Source organism: Moraxella sp. I5G, from assembly GCF_055193055.1.
The window spans coordinates 43211-62149 of sequence record NZ_JBUXLH010000005.1 but is presented as its reverse complement, the minus strand read 5'-3'; the positions used below and the strand labels follow the sequence as shown (position 1 = coordinate 62149).

Sequence of the window (18939 nt, the reverse complement as noted above, 5' to 3'; positions counted from 1 at the left end):
TGTCATTTATGTTGCATACATCCGCAAATTAACGATTTAGCGGCTTAATAATGGTTACAAACGGTATAATTAGACAATGTTCTCGCTCGTTGCCGTTGTAACCGACTTGCTGATAATAGCTCAATTCACGCTGAAAATAATAGGTTGTGGTAAAACTTAAAATTTTTACATCTGCAGCGTAAGGCTCTTTTTTAAAATAATTGGAAAATTTTACCAAAAGCCTATTCTTTTTAGAATAAAAACCCTGACCGTGGTCATTTTTAAAAACTTGACTTAAATCCACCGTATTACACCCCCAATCTTTAGCAAAGGTTTGTGGAATAAAAGCTCTTGCGTCATCATCTTTTGTTAATTCAGATGGTGTTAAATGGATTTCTTTTAATGTTAAATACCGATTAAACTGCAAAAATTTGGGCTTTTCTACCAAATCAATTTTCATGATCTCGCCCATTTTATTTTTATAAAGTAAATCACATAAAACCCGATTATATTGTTCTTTGTTTTGTAAGATGGTTAAAGAATGTTTTGCTCGTGTTAATGCCACATACAATGAACGAAAATCACCCAAATTATCAGCAAAGTAATTTCTATCATCAACAACATAAACGTGGTCAAATTCCATGCCCTTAGCACTGTAATAAGTAATCAGTGATACCGCTTTATCATTGTCGTATTCAGCGGTTTTAATAGCGGTTAATAAGTTGTCTAAATTAAATAATGATACTTTAGATACATTATGTAAAATTGCCTGCCAAGCGTTATCCAGTGGATTAAAATTATATTTTTTTCGCCACGCTTCCAAAACTTTTATTGCCCCGCTTTGATTTAGGTCATCCAAAAATTCCCTTGCTTTCTCATCGGTCAGGCTCATAATATAATTTTGCAGCGCCCTTCCAACCACGCTATTGGCTGGCAGCAAGCGATTTTCCTGCTCATTAAAACGCTGACTTTCAATACCTTCTATCTGCAAATAATGTTGAATAGCGTCAAAAATTTCCCATCTTGGCGCAAGTACGGCAATGCTTTGTTTTTCACCCGTTTCTGTCATATTTTTAAGTTTCTGAGCAATATCACAGCTTAACCAGTATGCCATATCAATGCCTTTTGGTTGCTCAAACCCGCCAAAACGAATGCCCATATTGGGATTGTCGCCTTTAGCAATGACTGCATGCTCAGGAGTTTTTAAGCGATTTTTTTGAGGTATTGATTGCTCAATGAAGGCATTTGCCAGCTCAACAATATCACAACTACTGCGATAATTTTCCAATAAATAAAATTTTTGACTGTCGGTAATGTGATAATTTTTTTCAAACTCTTGAATAAAGCGCACACTGGCTCCACGCCATTCATATAAATTTTGGTCATCGTCGCCCACTACCATCAAATAGCCTTGCTGTTCATAATTATCCTTATTCGCTGTTATTTTATCTAATTTTTGAGTATTTTCATTATGTTGCTCTTCATCATCCACCATTTTTAAATCAGCAAGCATGCCAATCATGGTGTATTGTTTTTCATCCACATCTTGAAATTCATCGACCATAATATATTGGAAAAACTTAGGGTCTTCTTTTAAAGTACGTATTGCCTCATCAATCAACCAAATATAACGAGCGGCATCTTCTAATTCGCTCATGAGTTTATTGTTATGGGTTTTATTACCATCTTTTAAGTGATTGATAATGGGAGCTAATTCTTCTTGGGATACATCATTTTCATTACGGTCAATGATGCTTCTTGCAAGCCCATGAAACGTGGTGATGGTAACGCCATTTGCATGTTTATCCACCAGTTTTTTTAGTCGTGCTCTTAACTCATACACCGCCATGCGATTGTAAGCTAAAATCAGTATTTTTTGCGGGTCAATATTTTCCTGCATCAATAAATACGCCACTCGATGCACCACGACGGTGGTTTTTCCCGAACCCGGTCCTGCTAGCACTAGAGATGCGCGACTGGTGTTGGTGATGATGCTTCTTTGAGTGTTACTTAACCAAGAGGGTAAAATAAGCTGACGATAATTTTTTAAATAAGGTTTAGTTGAATCCACATCCTCTGGCAAATATTTTTGTACGATTTTTTGCATACCATAACGAAAATAATCTTCCAACATCTGTCTTTTGATGTCAGGATTATTTTCTTTTAGCCAGTGATACAATACATGAATCTTCTGACAACGTTCATCGTAATGCTCTTTTAAATACTGATAAGCAACATCTGAATGCAGTTTGGTTTTTGTGCCTTTTTCTACAAAAAACACCAGCTCATTTGAGCCGTCAAGGCATGAAAGCTCAATAATGTTTAAATTTTGCAGCATTTGCAATCTTAGCAATGTGTCATGGCAACTAAGCTGCAATGTCAAAGCCAAATCATGCAAATTAAAGTATTCTAATGCGCCTTTTTTATCAGGCATATGACTTTGCAAATATTCAAAAAGTTCTTCTAAATTTCGGTGATTTTCTTCAGCAATTTCAAGCCACGATGTCCAGCTATGTGTCTTGTCTTCTTGTTTTAAACGATTTTTAACTTCATGTGTGGGTTCAATCTGCCATTGGTAACGATTTTGACGCGCAAAAAGCACATTTAAAGCACGTAAAACAGCAAAGATTTCTTTTGGTTTCAGATTGATTTGATTTTTTTTCATCCAATTTAGTAAGGCACCATCATGAATGCTGGTATAGCCATCATAAGCGATATTATCATCAATCGATTCTTGCCCCTCTAAGTTTTGCTCTGCAATACATTGCTGTATGGCGTAACATGCACGGATTGCACGATTAAATAATGTTTTTTGATAAACTTGGGTGTATTTGGATTTAATAGCTAAGTAGATTTGCCATTCTATTGAACCAAATTCCACTATTTTACCAATTTTTTTTAATAAATCTTTAATCGAATAACCTAAAACTTGCGCCAAATCTGGCAAGTAATAATGACTTTGTACCTGATTTGATTTTTCAAATTGCTCGCCCAATTCAACTAATTTTTGATAAATTAATACAAATTCTCGTCCAAATTCATTGTCGGGTTTTTTTAAAAGTTTAATACTGATATAGGCAGGTTGGCGTTCTTTTTCTTTTAATAATCCGTGACGCTCCAAAGCCAAAAGCACAATACGTATTTGAGTATTTAGTTCTTCAGGTTCGTCGATCTGTAAAATAGGCGATAACGAATGAGCGTTAATCCAGCATTCTTTTGGAGGTTTGGTCGTAGCTGTTTTAACAACTTCCCAACAATCATGAAGTGTTTTTTCGTTCGGAATGCGCGATTTTTTATCTTGAGAAAATAAGAGCTCAATGTCTTCTTCACTCCACAACAAATATGCATGCGCAACTTCGCCTTCTTTTCTGGCGCCACGACCAATCTCTTGGACATACGATTCTAAATTATTTGGTACACCCGAATGAATAACCGTATGAATGCCCTCTTTGTCAATCCCCATGCCAAAAGCATTTGTGCAAACGACCACATCCAGCTCATGATTTTTAAATTGCGATAAGACATTTTGTTTTTGAGATTTGGATAACTTGCTATGATAACAAGCAGCTTTTAACTCTTTATCGGCAAAATCGCTGGCATACGCTTCACACAGTTTTCTATTACGAACATAAACCAAAGCCACGCCTTTATTTTCTTTATTGGCTTCAATGCACTGGATTTGATATTCCAATTTTCTTTTCAGAATAATTTTTAAAATTTCTGTGTAGCGATAATGTGGTGTATAAGTTTGAGTTTTTTTATCGTATCTGTCTTTAGGAACTTCTAAAAAAGACAACAAAATATTATCTCGCCACACCTGAAAATCATCCAAACTAACACCACATTGCACCAAATCTTTTGTTGCGCCCACCAAAGGAATTAATTTATCAGTTAGTTCTTTTTTTAAATCGTCACGAATTTTTTTAGAAGCCGTTGCAGTGACTAGGGCAATTTTTGGCGGGGTAAAATCTATTGGGCGCTCAAGCTGTTCTAATAAGTCTGTTTGATATAAATCAGCTTGTGTATTTGATTGGGTATCTTTTAATTGGATGCCGTAACACGCCATAATGTGTTCAGCAATGCGTAAAAAATCAGGGCGAAAATCAATGCCCCATTGGCTTAAGGTGTGAGCTTCATCTAACACCCAAAACGCAGGCGGGCGGTGTTTTAATAATTTTTTAATACAAGTTGCACCCAATCGTTCTGGACTTAAATACAAAATATCCACCTGACCCAGCCATACAGCAGTTAAAACCTCATTTTGTATTTCGGGAGCTTGATTGGCGGTTAGATAACCAATCCGTGTTTTATAATCGCTAAAACGTGATTTTTCAAGTTTTAATTTTAAATCAATGACTTGGTCTTCAATCAGCGCTTGCAGCGGTGAAATTACCACCGTCAAATCGCGATGGTATCTACTCATAATTAAAGCGGGCAACTGAAACGATAAACTTTTGCCGCCACCTGTTGGTAAAATACCAAGAGTCATATTTTGGTCTTGGAAAATGTTTTTAATAATATTTTTTTGACCATCTCGCAAATTATAACCAAAAAACGCCTGACATTCTGTATCCAACCAATCGTTTAATTTTTGTTCATTCTGAGTATCATTCTGCCAAAAAAGCTGTTCAGCTTGCACAAAACCCGTCTGAAAAACGTCGTGTTTCATTATCCAAATTGGACGACGAGCGCTTGGTTTATCAAAAAATCGCAACCAGCTCACAAAACAAGCGGCTCCAAGATTTTTCCAGTTTTGGGCAGTTTTAATTTTTTGATTTAAAAAATCCATCAATGCCGTTTTATCTCCAACCGGTAAATCACTGAATAATTCCTGCCAGTTAAGTGGATTATCTGCCACTTCAAAAAAATCATATTTAAAATGATTGAGTGGTTTGATAGCTGGCAATAGCTGATAAAATAATGACTGCCATACGTTGGATAAGTGAGCCCATGCCACCTTGCACCGCTCAAATATTAATCGACTTTCTATACAATCAAAAATAGGATGATTGTTTTGAGTGTTGGCTTTGTATAGTTTGCTTAGTGCATGGCTAGGCTGATGAGGAAACAACAAACTTGACAATCTAAGCGTATCATAGGATTTTTGTTGCCATGCATTGAGCATGCGTTCATCAATTGTTATATTATTTAGACTTTCAAAAAGTTTGACAAGCTCTGGTAAATCAAAATCAATAATATTATGACCGCCTAGAGAGTGGGATTGATTCATCAATTTTATAATGACTGTATGCCAAGAAATAAACTGTTCTTTATCAAACATGCAACAGTAATTATCAATTACCATAGCTCCTTTTAATAATTGACAAGTGGGTTTATTTTTATTATTGTCATAACCAGATGCATCCTTAACATCATTTTGGGAACATAACTCTAAATCCAACCATAAAATGGGGTCTTTTGTCTGTTTTAAATATTGTAATAATTCATCAGCTGATGAGACAATAACAAGTTTTGTTAAGGAATTTTGAGTATTTTGTTGTAGATACTCAGGTAGTAATATCTCTTCATTATCCAATTGTTTTGATACTATCATGATAACACATATCCATTTGTTTAAATCATCATCATTATAACAATAATTGAATTAAAAACAATTTTACTCAAATACCTTTTTAATGTTTTTGATGAAATGAATTCAAAACTTCTTTGGTTAATTGGTTCATCTTTTTGATAGTTTGTTGATTTGCTTTATGTTGACCATAACGATATTGACGATACAAACCTTGCACTTCTTGAATGGTTTTTTTATCCAAAATCTCTTTTCCAACTCTGTCTAGCCACGACAAATAAGGTTCACTTGTGGCTTTAGCCAAAATAGGATTGACTTTGGTTAATTTTTTAGATAATAACATTAATGGCAAATCCAATGGATGATAACGTTTTTTGCGTTTTTGCATCACCCAAAATACAAATAAAAGAATTAACCCTCCAAGTAGCGTTATTAATACTATAAATTGCTCTTGGATATTATGGATATTAAACCACTTGGATAATGCATTTTTTTGTTTATCTTGATTAAATCCAACAATTTGTTTTTGCCAATAATAACTAATTTGGTCTGAATAGCGATTGAACATTTTAAAAAGACGAAATTGCTGATAATACCATTTACCTTTTATATCATTACCAAATAATTCATCAGCGGATTTTTGCGTCGTATTATTCATTCCGTTTTCGATACGGTCAGGAGCAATAAATGCTGTTGGGTCAATACGCACCCAACCTTTATTTTCCAACCAAATCTCGCTCCAAGCGTGTGCATCCATCTGGCGCACCTCCCAGCTTTTGCCGTCAGCACCAAGCTCTCCGCCTTGATATCCACCAACCACACGTGCAGGAATGCCAGCAGCACGCATCAAAAAAGTAAAACTAGAAGCATAATGCTCACAAAATCCTGCCTTGGTATCAAATAAAAATTCATCAATTCGGTGATTATGTAAACGTGGTGGGGATAATGTGTATTTAAATCCTTGTGCTTGAATGTACGTTTGAATGTTTTGAACGTATTTTTCAGGGTCATGACCGCTTTGTTCGTACATTTTTTGAGCAAATTTTTGTGATTGAGGATTGCCTTTAGGAATTTCTAAATTTATCTGACGTTGATTCGCATCTAAAGCCTTACCAATAACCGCATCAGGGTAGGAATGTACGGTATAACTTAATTGCTTGGTCACATCGATCAATGATTGTAAAGTAAAACTATTGGTCAGATACATATAATTTTCATCATATGGAATTGGATAATCCAAAGCAAACAACCAATACTGCTGGGTTGGCTCTAAAATTACCCGATAATCATAAAATCCACCTTGTTTAATTTGAGCCCAGTGCGGTGGTGTGGTTTCATGTCTTGGCGAATATACCTGCATCAATTCATCATTCATTCGCCAAGTTGCGCCATCAAAACTTTCATAAACCAAACCTCGCCAATACATATCAAAACGGCTAGGAGGGGTATTTAAAAACTCTACTCGAAACGCCAGTTCGCTAGAACGACTTAAATTTGAAAAATCGCCTGGGGACATGGTTTCTGATACGCCCGTCTCGGCTTTATCACCCGATATTTGCAAGGACCATAAAGGCGGGATTCTAGGAAAAAAGACAAATAACACTACCAATAAAGGCAACGCAGGCAAGACAAGTAAACCAAGTGTATTGAGTCTTTTTGTGGGTGTTTGCTCATCTTTGTCATTTAAAGCAATAAACCCAATTAAGGTGGCAAAAAATACGGGCAGCCCTATCAACACTACGCCAATATCCTGCCTTAATAAAAAAGCGGTTGCCAAGATAAATAATGATAAATTGAGTAAAATATATCCATCTCGGCGATTGTAAAATTCACATATTTTTGCTGAAAAAACAGCCAAAAGTAAGCCAACGGTAAATTCTACACTAAAACTTTGATTAAAATTAATCCAAACAAAAAAAGAAATAACAAATAATGAAAAAATTTTTAATGGATTAAAAATGCGTTTTAATCGCCCTGATGTCAGGCGAGACAATCCTAATTTTACTATTGGTACTTGTAGCACAATCATCAGCATTGTCCACCCTGTCAGCCACATAGGTAAAACCGATAAATGGGGAATCAGCACCAATAAAAACACCATCAGTAGCCAATGATATGCTGGCAAGGCAAGAAGTTTTTTTCGCCATGAAAACAGATAAATCTTGCTGTCTGATAATGTTTTTTTACCTAAGGCGTAGTCTTCAAAAATAGGTGCGGTCATAAATGTTGGATATAAAGCGACAAAAATAGTGGTTATGTATAAAAGATAAGCAAAATAAAAACAGCTAAGCTTTTGGCTCTAAAGCTAAACGCAAAAGACTTTGACGTACAAATGCATCTCCTACACCTATTTGAGAGGGTTGAGTTTGGCTGGGCAGTACCAGTGAAAAAGGCGTTTGAGTTTGAGATAATTTGTCAACCAAAAAACAAAGCTGACTTAATTTGGTTTCGTGGTCTTTGGCGGGCATATCTGTATAGTTTAACTGCCAACTTGTACCTATTTGTTCAGAAAATTTTTTTGTAAGCATCTCTTGCCCTCTTGCCAAATGCACCCAAGATACTCTGGATAAATTTTCACCTAGAATATATTTTTGAAGATGGCTAAAATCTTCTTGTCCTAAAGCGTAGTTTTGTGCATTATCATCACTTTTTATTTTTTGATAAATTTCTTCATCATTGATGCTGATGGGTTCTGGATAAACATACATTGGTGTAGCAAAATAAACATAAGACCACGCCTGGATAACTCCAAACGGATAGGTGCTTTTGACAATCAGCCGCGGTAGAATCATCTTTCCTCGTTCTCTGGTGTTAATGGCAACCTGACACAAAACTACTTTATCCACCAAAGCAATGTGGGTAATTTCTGCTTTTTTATCACCATCTATTTGGTCAAAATACAATGTGATTTGCTGGCTTGGTTTGCCACTTTTACTGCTTAATTCCACCAAAACATATGATTTTTGATTTGATGGTGATAATGGCACTTCCATCAGCTTAATATGTAAATCTGATACTTGCACAAAAGTATAAAAAATACTTACAAACCAAATAGCTGACAAATAAAAACACAAACCCAACACCAAATTATTAGAATAATTCACTCCAAGCACAAAAGTTAATAGCAAAAGCAATACAAATAAAATGCCATTTTTATCCAAAAATACATAAACATTTTTAATTCCAAGCGTAACATCATCACAGCGAGGGCTACGAATTTGAACAAACCGCTCAATGCGTGTATAGATGGAGGTATTTTGAAGCCAGTTTTTTATAAGATGTTTTTTTAAAACAGCATCTTTGCTAAGGTTATTCATATAATTAACTGCTGATTTATTAATCTGTCGCAACTTGTTGCAAGATTTTTGCTGCAATGGTCTCTTTGGTTGAGCCATTAGCATAATAAAAAGGAACAAACTTTTGTCCCAAACGATGGTCAGCAACTGCTGCAAATACCGCTTGCACATCATCAATGGCAACGTTACTTTGACCCAATACATAAGCATAAGCCTGCGCGGCTCTTTTTAATGCTAAAACACCACGAGGAGATAGACCATGATATTCTTGACTGCTGCGTGTTTTAGCAACCAGTTTTTGAATATAATCCAAAACCACAGGCGCAATGTATAATTCTAAGGCTTCTTTTTGAGCTTGCACCACTTCATCAACGTTTAAAATTGCTGACAATTGAGCAATCATTTGTCTTCTGCTGATGCCTTCCAACAGTTCACGTTCTGCTAATTGTGACGGATACCCTAAAGACACACACATCAAGAAACGGTCAAGCTGAGATTCTGGTAATGGATAAACGCCCGCCTGCTGAAGTGGGTTTTGGGTAGCAATGACAAAAAATGGTTTTGGCAGTGGATAACTTTGACCATCTTGAGTTACTTGTTTTTCTTCCATAGCTTCCAATAAAGCGGATTGGGTTTTTGGGCTAGAACGGTTAATTTCATCAGCCAACAATAATTGAGTAAAAATCGCTCCTTGACGAAAGTAAAATTCTTGTTTATGGCCATCAAAAACCATCGTTCCCAAAATATCAGCAGGTAACATATCGCTGGTAAATTGCACCCGATTAAAATCCATACCCAAGAGCTGAGCCAAACTATGTGCTAGTGTGGTTTTACCCATACCCGGCAAATCCTGAAGTAATAAATGTCCATCTGCCAACAAACATGCTACCGCCAGTTTTACTGCTTGTTCCTTATCTAAAATGATTTGATTCAATGTGTTTAGTAGAATTTGAATTTTTTGCTGGATAAATGTTGAAGAATTCATCAAAACTTCCTTTATTATTTTTTTATTTGATACATAAACAAAGCCAATAAAACAACCAAGCATAAACATAACTAAAAAATCAGGAGTCTAAAAGACTCCTGTCAGTTTAATGTGTTTGTTAGGCTTCAGCAGGTGGAGCATATACAATTTGACTGTCGGCAGGTTGCAGATAATTACCTTGTAAAAACTTCACGCCTACAGACCAAGCGGTAGACATTGTAGAAGGGTCTTCAATATATGGCATCAAAACTCCAACGTGACGTTCATTAGCGCTATCTACCAAAGATTTTAAAGCATTTAGATTGTCTTCACGGTGCAAATCTTTAGTATAACTTCTGGCAAGCCTTGCAGTTGCTGGTGCTAGATGTTCCAACACTTCCAAAGATTTAGCAGTACTGCCAAAACTATAAACACCCAAGCGGCAATTAATGTTTTGTAAAGCGATGAATTGTCGTTTTGCAATTGCCATATAGTCAATCAGTTCTTGTTCATTAAACTGCAAACTCACCACATCACTACCACCGCCAATGGCTTGTACTAATTTGGTTACATTGCTTGCCAAGGCACTGTCTTCAAGTGATGCCGATGATAAACTGATTAAAAGACGAGTGTCGGCATGCATTTTTCGTACCATCGCCAGATTTTTACACGCATTAATCAACACCCAGCGGTCTAATGCCATGCAAAGCCCATGCTTTTTAGCAATTGGGGCAATTTTTTCCAATGTCATCAAGGTACCATCTGCTTGTGGCAAGGTTACATAAACTTCAAACAAATCATTATTATCCGCCTCGATATCGTAAATTGGCTGATAACTTAATTTTAATGTATTGTTTGTTAAAGCATTTTTTAAATACTCACCCATCAGCTCTTCGTCTTCGCCAGCAATTTGGCTGATATCAAATACTTTTACTTTATCTAAAGGTTCGCCTTCAGGGTCAATATCATGCGCAGTATCTATAGCGCGCTCCAAGATTGTTTGCGGTTCTGGTGAATTGATATCAATCATGACAATACCAATGGATAAACTGGTGGTTACTGTACGAGAACCTACCTCAATCAATAGACTCGATGCTTTTTGACAAACCAATTGAGCAAGTTTGACAACTTCTTCTTGGTTGATATCGTGGATTAAAACCGTAAAACTGGTATCACCAAAACGGCAAACGGTCGCATCCACTTTGTCAAAGTGTTCACTAAGCAAGTATGATATTTGTTTGACAGATGCATCAACACCCGTGAGTCCCGTACTTGAACTAATCTTGCCCATATTATCCATACGTACATACAGCAAACTGGCAAGGTGGCTATCGCCATTGATGACTTGACGGTAAGCTCTAGATAACATTTCGTCAAATGCCAAGCGGTTATACAACCCTGTTAAAACATCTTGACGTTCTGCTTCTGCTAATTTTTTAATTAATTCAGCATCACCAACTTTATTTTGCTGAATAATCATTTGTGTTACTGGCTCACCCTCTAAAGTCGCTGCCGCCAATTGTAATTTTGAAGCAAAAGTTGAGCCATCGGTACGTTTGCTCTCAAAATTAAACTCAACTTGCTTGCGGTCGCCTTTACTAAAACGACTTAAAAACTGCTTAAAACCTTTAACATCATCGCCGCTGGCAAATAAATCTACCACAGGCACACCAATGATTTCTTCTATAGAATCATAACCAAACATCTCAAGATATGGGTCGTTGGCGTAAATGTGCACCCCTTGGTCAATATATGCCACTGCTGATTTTGAGTTTTTGATTAAAATATTAGCACGCTGTTCAGCTTCTCTTAAGATATTTCTTAAGTTTTGGGTTTGGCGTTTGCTTTTGATAAAATCGGCTTGTAAACATATTGCCATAACGATTCTATCATCTTGCCCTACAACCAATGATTTTATCATGTTGCCTGAAATCAATTCAGCATAACCAAATTCATTGATGGTTGCTGCCTCTTCACTTTTTACCAGCTCAATAATTGGCAATTCAACATTTTGCTCTTGAATAATTCCTACTACATCCGTCAAAGTCAAGTCATAAGCCCGATTAAAAATTAGCACATCCCATTCATGACGCAAAATTTTAATAAATTCAGCTTTTTCATCCAAAAAACCTAAATTCACTTCATCATAATATGCATACAGTATTTTGACCAAATTTTCAGCATACATTTGGTCTTCATCAATCATCAATAGGTTTAAAGTTTTTTTGGTCACTTTGGTTTACCCGACTCTGTTACAAATTATAGTTTATTGTTTATCCAAATTATCCGTTAAGACGTACAATTTGATATTGTTCTACTTCATCAGTAGAAAGCAAATTGCGTTCCAATCTTAACTCTATTTCTTTGACGCCTGTTCTCATCAACAATAAATCCCCTACTTTAAAATGACAACGTGGAATAATCAGTGTGCTTTGATGGCCAGGTTCATCGCCCTCAATCAATAAAGCATGTACGTAATCTTGACCTCTATCATCATGGCTTAATAAACGCACACCTGCTGTCAATAAAATCCGGCCAAGTAATCGACCATCGACTTCAACATTATCTAAATATTTATCCACCCACTGAGCCACGCCAAGCTTCCAAGGATTTTTTTGGGTACTATTTTCTGATTTTAAAGCAAAAATCCCAAAAACTTGTAAAAAATTTCTTTGAATATTAGAACTACCATCAATCGCCTTACCAAATGGTGGATTGACATAATAAAATCGTGTCAAAATATCACTTTTGCTGCTAACAATTACCCTTTCTTGTGGAAAATCTTGATGTAATAGTTGTTTAATTTGTTTAGGCTGAGTGTCTTGAATGTTTGATAAGTCAATGACTTCAGCAAGCGTTTTGCCACCTGAAATTTCATAAAAAATCGCCCCAAATCCCGTTAAAAGCAAGTTTGGTTGTTGTCCAATACGGTCAATCTTATCTTGTTTGGCATAACGGTCAAATGATAATAACGCCAATGTCGCCAAGCGTCTTTCAAAAATCGCCTGCGCATAATTACTGATGTATTTACCTGATTGAATTTTCTTAAGCTGGCTTACCAAGGCTGACGCATCAAAAAACAAACATTGATATTCTTCACTGTATGGATTGACAGTAGCATAAGGCGTAATAAATTCTGGCGGATAATTTCCTGATAAATTGACAAATAAGCGTAACTCGGGACGAGCCTCAAAAGTGCTCTGAATCAAATTAACCCAATCTGGTAATATTTTAAACATCATCAACATATCTTGACGACGATACGCAAAAAAATTGATAAAACTAGCAATACAAGCCTGCTCATAACGTCCATTGATGGAATTTTTCGCACTTGTATTGGCGCTTTTTGTCATTTTATGATAAGCAATGTCTTCTTGTACGGCTCGCAAATACCAAAAATTTAACTGCTGCCAAACAATTCTTGGAGTATGCTCATAATTTAAAGCAAATTCTAAAATTATCTTTAGATATAAACCCATCATATGATAAATACTAGCAGTAATGAGTTTTTTGGCATCTGAGCTCATACTGACTACTTTTTTTAGCCAGCCTGTTTGATTATAAAAACCATCATCACTATCTTGGTGTAAGTGAATATAAGCTCGCGTAGCAATATTTTTATAAATCAAAATCATCAAAAAATACAAATCACGCACTTCAAAAACACTTTTTTGCTGCTCACTGGACAATACCCGATGTTCATAAACATAATCATGATGCAGCATACTCACGGTTTGATCCACACAGCTGGTCAGTCCCGACATAATACGAAATAATACATTCTCACCAATATCAGCTACCAAAAGATTGTTTAACAAATCCCGTAATCGTTGGTATTTTTCGTGTTTGTTCATTCCAGAGAGTGTTAAAATCCATTCTTGCAAAAATTCACCCTCATCGCCAATCACCAGTCTTTGTTCTAGTTGTTGGTCGATATTTATCACAATCAAACGTTCAAATTCATTTAAGGTAATCATCTTTTGATAAAGTCCACCATTTTTTTAAGCGATTAATTATACTAAAATAATTAGTTGCACTCATTACACTTTGTAACCAAATCACTGTACTTTGTCTATAAAATTTGCAAAAATAAACAAATTTTAACCATAAATGGTATAAAAATTGCATACTGCAAGTTATTATTGTTTTCATTAAAAAAATTCTTAATTAAGTCAATCGTGACAAACAACTAATAATAAAAAACGACATTTAAAATCATGCCGTTTTTATCATCAAAGCGGATATTGGTGATTTTATAAATTACTATTTTAACCAATGGATATGTTTACCCAGTATAGACATTGTTTCAAAATCTCAATATTGTTACATATTGATGTTTGATACTGCCTAATAAATTGTGATTAAAATTACACCAATATCTTTATCTTTTAAAAACAATATATTATAAGATAAATCACTTTATTTTACATTGCATTTTTTACGCCAATTTTAACGCAAGAATGCTCGAGCGTTGCGGAACATTCTTAGCCACGCACCGTCTTTATCCCATTCTTTGGGTTTATAAGCATGATTGATGGCGCGCAAGGTACGTTCTGGGTGTGGCATCATTAAAGTTACCCGACCATCATTGCTACAAATACCCGTAATACCCTGTGGTGAGCCATTTGGATTTAATGGATAATGTTCTGTTGGATTGCCTTGACTATCCACATAACGCAAAGCAATTTGACCATGCAATCCAAGCTCATGTATCGCTTTATCAGTCAAATTGGCATAGCCTTCACCATGCGCTACTGCCACAGGTAAAATACTATCTTGCATGCCCTTTAATAATACTGATTTAGTACGCTCTACTTTGACATTGACGGTACGCGCTTCAAAACGAGCGGATTTATTATAAGTAAATCTTGGGAAATGTTCCGCTCCCACCATCAAATCTTTTAATTGCGCCATCATTTGACAGCCGTTACATACGCCAAGTGTAAAGGTTTCTGGACGATGGAAAAATCGAGCGAACATCATGCACAATTCATCGTGAAACAGCACCGAATTTGCCCAGCCAGAACCTGCTCCTAAAACGTCGCCATAACTAAAACCGCCACACGCCACAAGCCCCTCAAAATCACGTAGATTAATTCGCCCTTTTAACAAATCGCTCATATGCACATCAATTGCATCAAACCCTGACAAACTAAAGCCAGCTGCCATTTCTAAGTGTCCATTGACGCCTTGTTCACGTAAAATAGCAACTTTGGGTTTAGTGGTACGGCTGTTTAAATAAGGAGCCTCAACCCTTTGATTTAAATCATAATTAGCAAAAGCAATCAACCCATGATGATTAATATCATCAATCAAAGCAAATTCTTGGTCGGCGCATTCGGGATTGTCGCGTAAACGAGCAATCTCATGGCTGACTTTTGTCCAATGTTTTTGTAAATCAGCACGTTTAAAACGGTAAGTGGTTTCTTCTGTGTCAATAGGATTTTGTATATCTTTGACTACAAAGATGGTCAAATCATCAACATTGCCGCCACCTATAACAGTTTCTTTAACCACGCCAATTTTGCTCAAGAATTTATCAGCATTTAAGGTTTTGGCAAGCGCCAAGAATTCAGCTTGTTTTTCAGGCAATACTTGCACCACGGCGCCAATTTCTTCAGAAAATAACTGCTCAATAAGTTTATCTTTGGCTAGAACCAAATCTATGGCAACGCGAGCAGAAAACTGCATTTCAGCTACTGTTGCAATTAAACCACCATCAGAAACATCATGATAAGCACAAATCAAATCTTGTTCGTTGGCATTTTGGATAAGATTGAAAAATGCAATTAAATCATCCGCATTATCGACATCAGGGCAATCATCACCCAATTGGCTTAATGTTTGAGCAAGAATTGAGCCGCCCAAGCGATATTGACCGCCTGATAAATCCAAACGATATAAAATACTGTTCTGATTAGTAAGTTCTGGAGTGATGGTTTTATGAATATTAGTAACGGGTGCAAACCCGGTGATAACAAGGCTCATTGGTGAAACAACTTGTTTGTTTTCTTTGCCTTCTTTCCATGTGGTACGCATAGATAGACTATCTTTACCTACTGGGATACAGATTCCAAGCGCAGGGCAAAGCTCCTCACCAACTGCATGAACTGCATCAAACAGTGCCGCATCTTCGCTATCCTCTCCACATGCCGCCATCCAGTTTGCCGATAGTGTAATGTCAGAAATTTTTGCAATGCGAGCTGAAGCCAGATTGGTAATGGTTTCAGCAACCGCCAAACGAGCAGATGCTTTTGGGTTGATTAATGCAACTGGTGTGCGCTCTCCCATTGCCATTGCTTCACCTGTATCAGAAGTAATGGTAGTGCTGGTAACAGCAGCATCTGCTATAGGAATTTGATAACGTCCAACATACTGCTCTTGAGTAATCATACCCGTAATTGAACGGTCGCCAATACTGATTAAAAATGATTTACTAGCAACAGTTGGGTGTCTTAGCACATCAGTTACCGATTCTTTTAAATCAATTGCTGACAAATCCAATGGTTTTAAATTAGGATTTTTGCGCGTAAACTCGCGTTTCATTTTTGGAGTACCGCCAAGTAAAACCTGCATTGGTAAATCCACAGGTTGTTCAGGCAATAAGTCATCATTTACGGTTAGATGACGAATATCCGTTGCCACACCAAGCACTGCATGTGGGCAACGTTCACGCTGACAAATTTCATCAAATAATGTTTCATCTTTTGGATTGATTGCCAAGACATAACGCTCTTGAGCTTCGTTTGACCAAATTGCCATTGGTGACATGCCAGATTCTAATGATGGTACTTTACGTAAATTAAGCACCGCCCCAAGTTCATGGTCATTGACCAATTCTGGCATCGCATTAGATAACCCACCAGCCCCAACATCATGAATGGATACAATTGGGTTTTTGTCCGCTCCCATTACCCAACACGCATCAATTACTTCTTGACAGCGGCGCTCCATCTCAGCATTATCACGCTGAACGGACGCAAAATCCAAACCTTCATCCAGTTTGCCACTATCGACCGAACTTGCTGCCCCACCGCCTAAACCAATTTGCATGGCAGGGCCGCCAAGCACGATTAACAAATCTCCAGCACTGATGGCATTTTTTTGCACCAAATCACGTTTAATATTACCAAAACCGCCAGCAATCATAATCGGCTTATGATAGCCACGCATATTTGTGCCATCTTGATTTTCACTGGTATCAAGTTGAAAACTTCTAAAATAACCTGTTAGATTTGGACGACCAAACTCATTATTAAATGCTGCACTACCAAGCGGCGCTTCGGTCATGATTTCTAAAGCAGACGCCATACGGTCAGGTTTGCCATAGTTTTTTGTGGAAATTTTGCCAGTATTTTCCCATTTTTCAGGCATATTTGGTAACTGCAAGTGCGACACATGAAAACCTGCCAAACCTGCTTTTGGTTTGCCCCCGCGACCTGTTGCCCCTTCGTCACGAATCTCACCACCTGACCCTGTAGCAGCGCCTGCAAACGGAGCAATTGCCGTTGGATGATTGTGAGTTTCTACCTTCATCAAGATGTCTACTTGCTCATGGTGAAACCCATATTTTGCTTCGCCATTTTCGTTTTTGGTGGGATAAAATCTATCTGCAACAAAACCTTCCATCACCGCCGCATTATCTTTATATGCTGACAAAATGCCTTCTGGATGCGTTTCATAAGTATTTTTAATCATTTTAAATAATGATTTTTCCTGTACAATGCCATCAGACGTCCATTCAGCGTTAAAAATTTTATGACGGCAATGCTCACTATTTGCCTGAGCAAACATCATCAATTCAACATCTGTGGGATTTCTGCCAAGTTTTGTATAATTTTCAATCAAATAATCGATATCCTGAGCGGATAAAGCAAAACCAAAAGTTGTATTTGCCTCAATTAAAGCATCCTTGCCACCCGATAAAATATCAATATAATTTAAATACTTAGGCTCATCATGTTCAAACAATTTTGCTACATCACCAAGGTGATAAACCAAACTTTGAGTCATGCGGTCATGCAATAAATTTTCAGCGGTTTTAGGTAGTGGATTGGGCAAATTTTCACCTGACAATGTAAAAATCACCACCCTTTCTATGCGGCTGATTTCTAAGCCACAGTTAGTAAAAATATCCGTTGCTTTTGACGACCATGGGCTGATTGTGCCAAAACGCGGTGAAACAATAACTTGAACTTGAGTCTTATCAATGGGAGCAATGTGACATATTTGACCTTGATTTAATAAATCAATGGCTTTTTTTTGTTCATCAGTAGATAAATTTTTTTCAAAAACATAGACTTGCTGACTTTCAATTTTAGATACCAACAAACCTGCCTTGGTTTGCAAATCGTTTAATAACTTTTTTGTTTGAAAATCAGTTAAGAAGGGAAAACCTGCAATGGTCATCATAGCAAAATCCTATTAGGGCGCAAAATTTGACTTTATTCTAGCAGATTTTAAAAGGATTTACATTACTATGTTACATTGCTATGATGAGGTTATTTGCTGTTTATAAAATAGATTATGTTAAATAAACATCTAACAATAATCAAGATAGATTGTTTTAATTTTTAAACCATGTTTTAAAAACAGCTATTTTTATTGACTATTGTTTGAGCGTCACGTCTAATGGAATTGCTTATGCGTTTTGGCAAAACTTTTGGATTATCGCTAAATCCATATCTTACATCGTTTACTTTACAGCTATTTGTGGTGCATACCATATCCATTTCGACCAGTTCTGCACTAGAACTGGTATTAAATGTTACTTTAACCATTCCTGACTGCTCAACCTTTGCTTTAAAATTGCGAACGTCTTGAGCAGAAAAATCTTGACCCCACCCTAAATAATAATGCTCAACAAATTCACAGCCAATATCTTGATTTATGCTTGCCTCTCTATCATCGATTCGATGAGCCTTTTGTAATAACTGTTTAAGGCTTGAAGTAGCATAGGGGCTAACGTTTCCTGAAAAAACAACTTTTTTAGCAAGCGCAATTTTGGTCTGATTATCAGCAAAAGCTGTACTACTGATTGCCAAAATTCCAAATAAAATGGCATAATTTAAATATTTAAACATACACTGCCCTCATAACGAACAAATCATTGAACAAATCAAAACTATAATAACATAATTTTTTCAAAAAAAAGAGTAAAAAAACACCCT

At 36.5% G+C, this 18939-nt stretch carries 8 protein-coding genes; all 8 read right to left on the bottom strand.

The window, feature by feature from the left end; all coding sequences use genetic code 11:
* Positions 1-28 precede the first annotated feature (28 nt).
* The 8 genes from ACZBKJ_RS04050 to ACZBKJ_RS04015 all read right to left on the bottom strand — a co-directional run bounded on the left by ACZBKJ_RS04050 (position 29) and on the right by ACZBKJ_RS04015 (position 18852).
* Entirely contained in the window at positions 29-5533 is a 5505-nt protein-coding gene (locus ACZBKJ_RS04050) for a UvrD-helicase domain-containing protein (protein ID WP_463199646.1), read from the bottom strand.
* A gap of 79 nt (positions 5534-5612) precedes the next feature.
* A complete protein-coding gene (locus ACZBKJ_RS04045) occupies positions 5613-7730 on the bottom strand; it encodes a transglutaminase TgpA family protein (protein ID WP_463199645.1) in 2118 nt (705 codons plus the stop codon).
* 64 nt (positions 7731-7794) lie between these two features.
* On the bottom strand, positions 7795-8826 hold the full coding sequence (locus tag ACZBKJ_RS04040) for a DUF58 domain-containing protein (protein ID WP_463199644.1): 1032 nt from the start codon (positions 8824-8826) through the stop codon (positions 7795-7797).
* Between the two features lie 19 nt (positions 8827-8845).
* Entirely contained in the window at positions 8846-9790 is a 945-nt protein-coding gene (locus tag ACZBKJ_RS04035) for an AAA family ATPase (RefSeq protein ID WP_463199643.1), read from the bottom strand.
* Positions 9791-9908: 118 nt separating this feature from the next.
* Positions 9909-12002 carry an EAL domain-containing protein gene (locus tag ACZBKJ_RS04030; RefSeq protein WP_463199642.1) on the bottom strand — a complete coding sequence of 698 codons (2094 nt, stop codon included), beginning with the start codon at positions 12000-12002 and terminating at the stop codon, positions 9909-9911.
* Positions 12003-12051: 49 nt separating this feature from the next.
* On the bottom strand, positions 12052-13746 hold the full coding sequence (locus ACZBKJ_RS04025; RefSeq protein WP_463199641.1) for a hypothetical protein: 1695 nt from the start codon (positions 13744-13746) through the stop codon (positions 12052-12054).
* A 472-nt stretch (positions 13747-14218) separates the two neighbouring features.
* Entirely contained in the window at positions 14219-18181 is a 3963-nt protein-coding gene (gene purL, locus ACZBKJ_RS04020; RefSeq protein ID WP_463199640.1) for a phosphoribosylformylglycinamidine synthase, read from the bottom strand.
* 173 nt (positions 18182-18354) lie between these two features.
* The gene (locus ACZBKJ_RS04015; protein WP_463199639.1) at positions 18355-18852 is read right to left on the bottom strand and encodes a hypothetical protein; all 498 of its coding nucleotides are present in this window, start codon (positions 18850-18852) and stop codon (positions 18355-18357) included.
* Between the last annotated feature and the right edge of the window lie 87 nt (positions 18853-18939).

Excerpts from the sequence above, each read along its gene's own strand:
- ACZBKJ_RS04050 (WP_463199646.1), bottom strand. The coding sequence starts at position 5,533 with ATGATAGTATCAAAACAATTGGATAATGAAGAGATATTACTACCTGAG.
- purL (WP_463199640.1), bottom strand. The coding sequence starts at position 18,181 with ATGATGACCATTGCAGGTTTTCCCTTCTTAACTGATTTTCAAACAAAA.
- ACZBKJ_RS04040 (WP_463199644.1), bottom strand. The coding sequence starts at position 8,826 with ATGAATAACCTTAGCAAAGATGCTGTTTTAAAAAAACATCTTATAAAA.
- ACZBKJ_RS04045 (WP_463199645.1), bottom strand. The coding sequence starts at position 7,730 with ATGACCGCACCTATTTTTGAAGACTACGCCTTAGGTAAAAAAACATTA.
- ACZBKJ_RS04025 (WP_463199641.1), bottom strand. The coding sequence starts at position 13,746 with ATGATTACCTTAAATGAATTTGAACGTTTGATTGTGATAAATATCGAC.
- ACZBKJ_RS04015 (WP_463199639.1), bottom strand. The coding sequence starts at position 18,852 with ATGTTTAAATATTTAAATTATGCCATTTTATTTGGAATTTTGGCAATC.
- ACZBKJ_RS04035 (WP_463199643.1), bottom strand. The coding sequence starts at position 9,790 with ATGAATTCTTCAACATTTATCCAGCAAAAAATTCAAATTCTACTAAAC.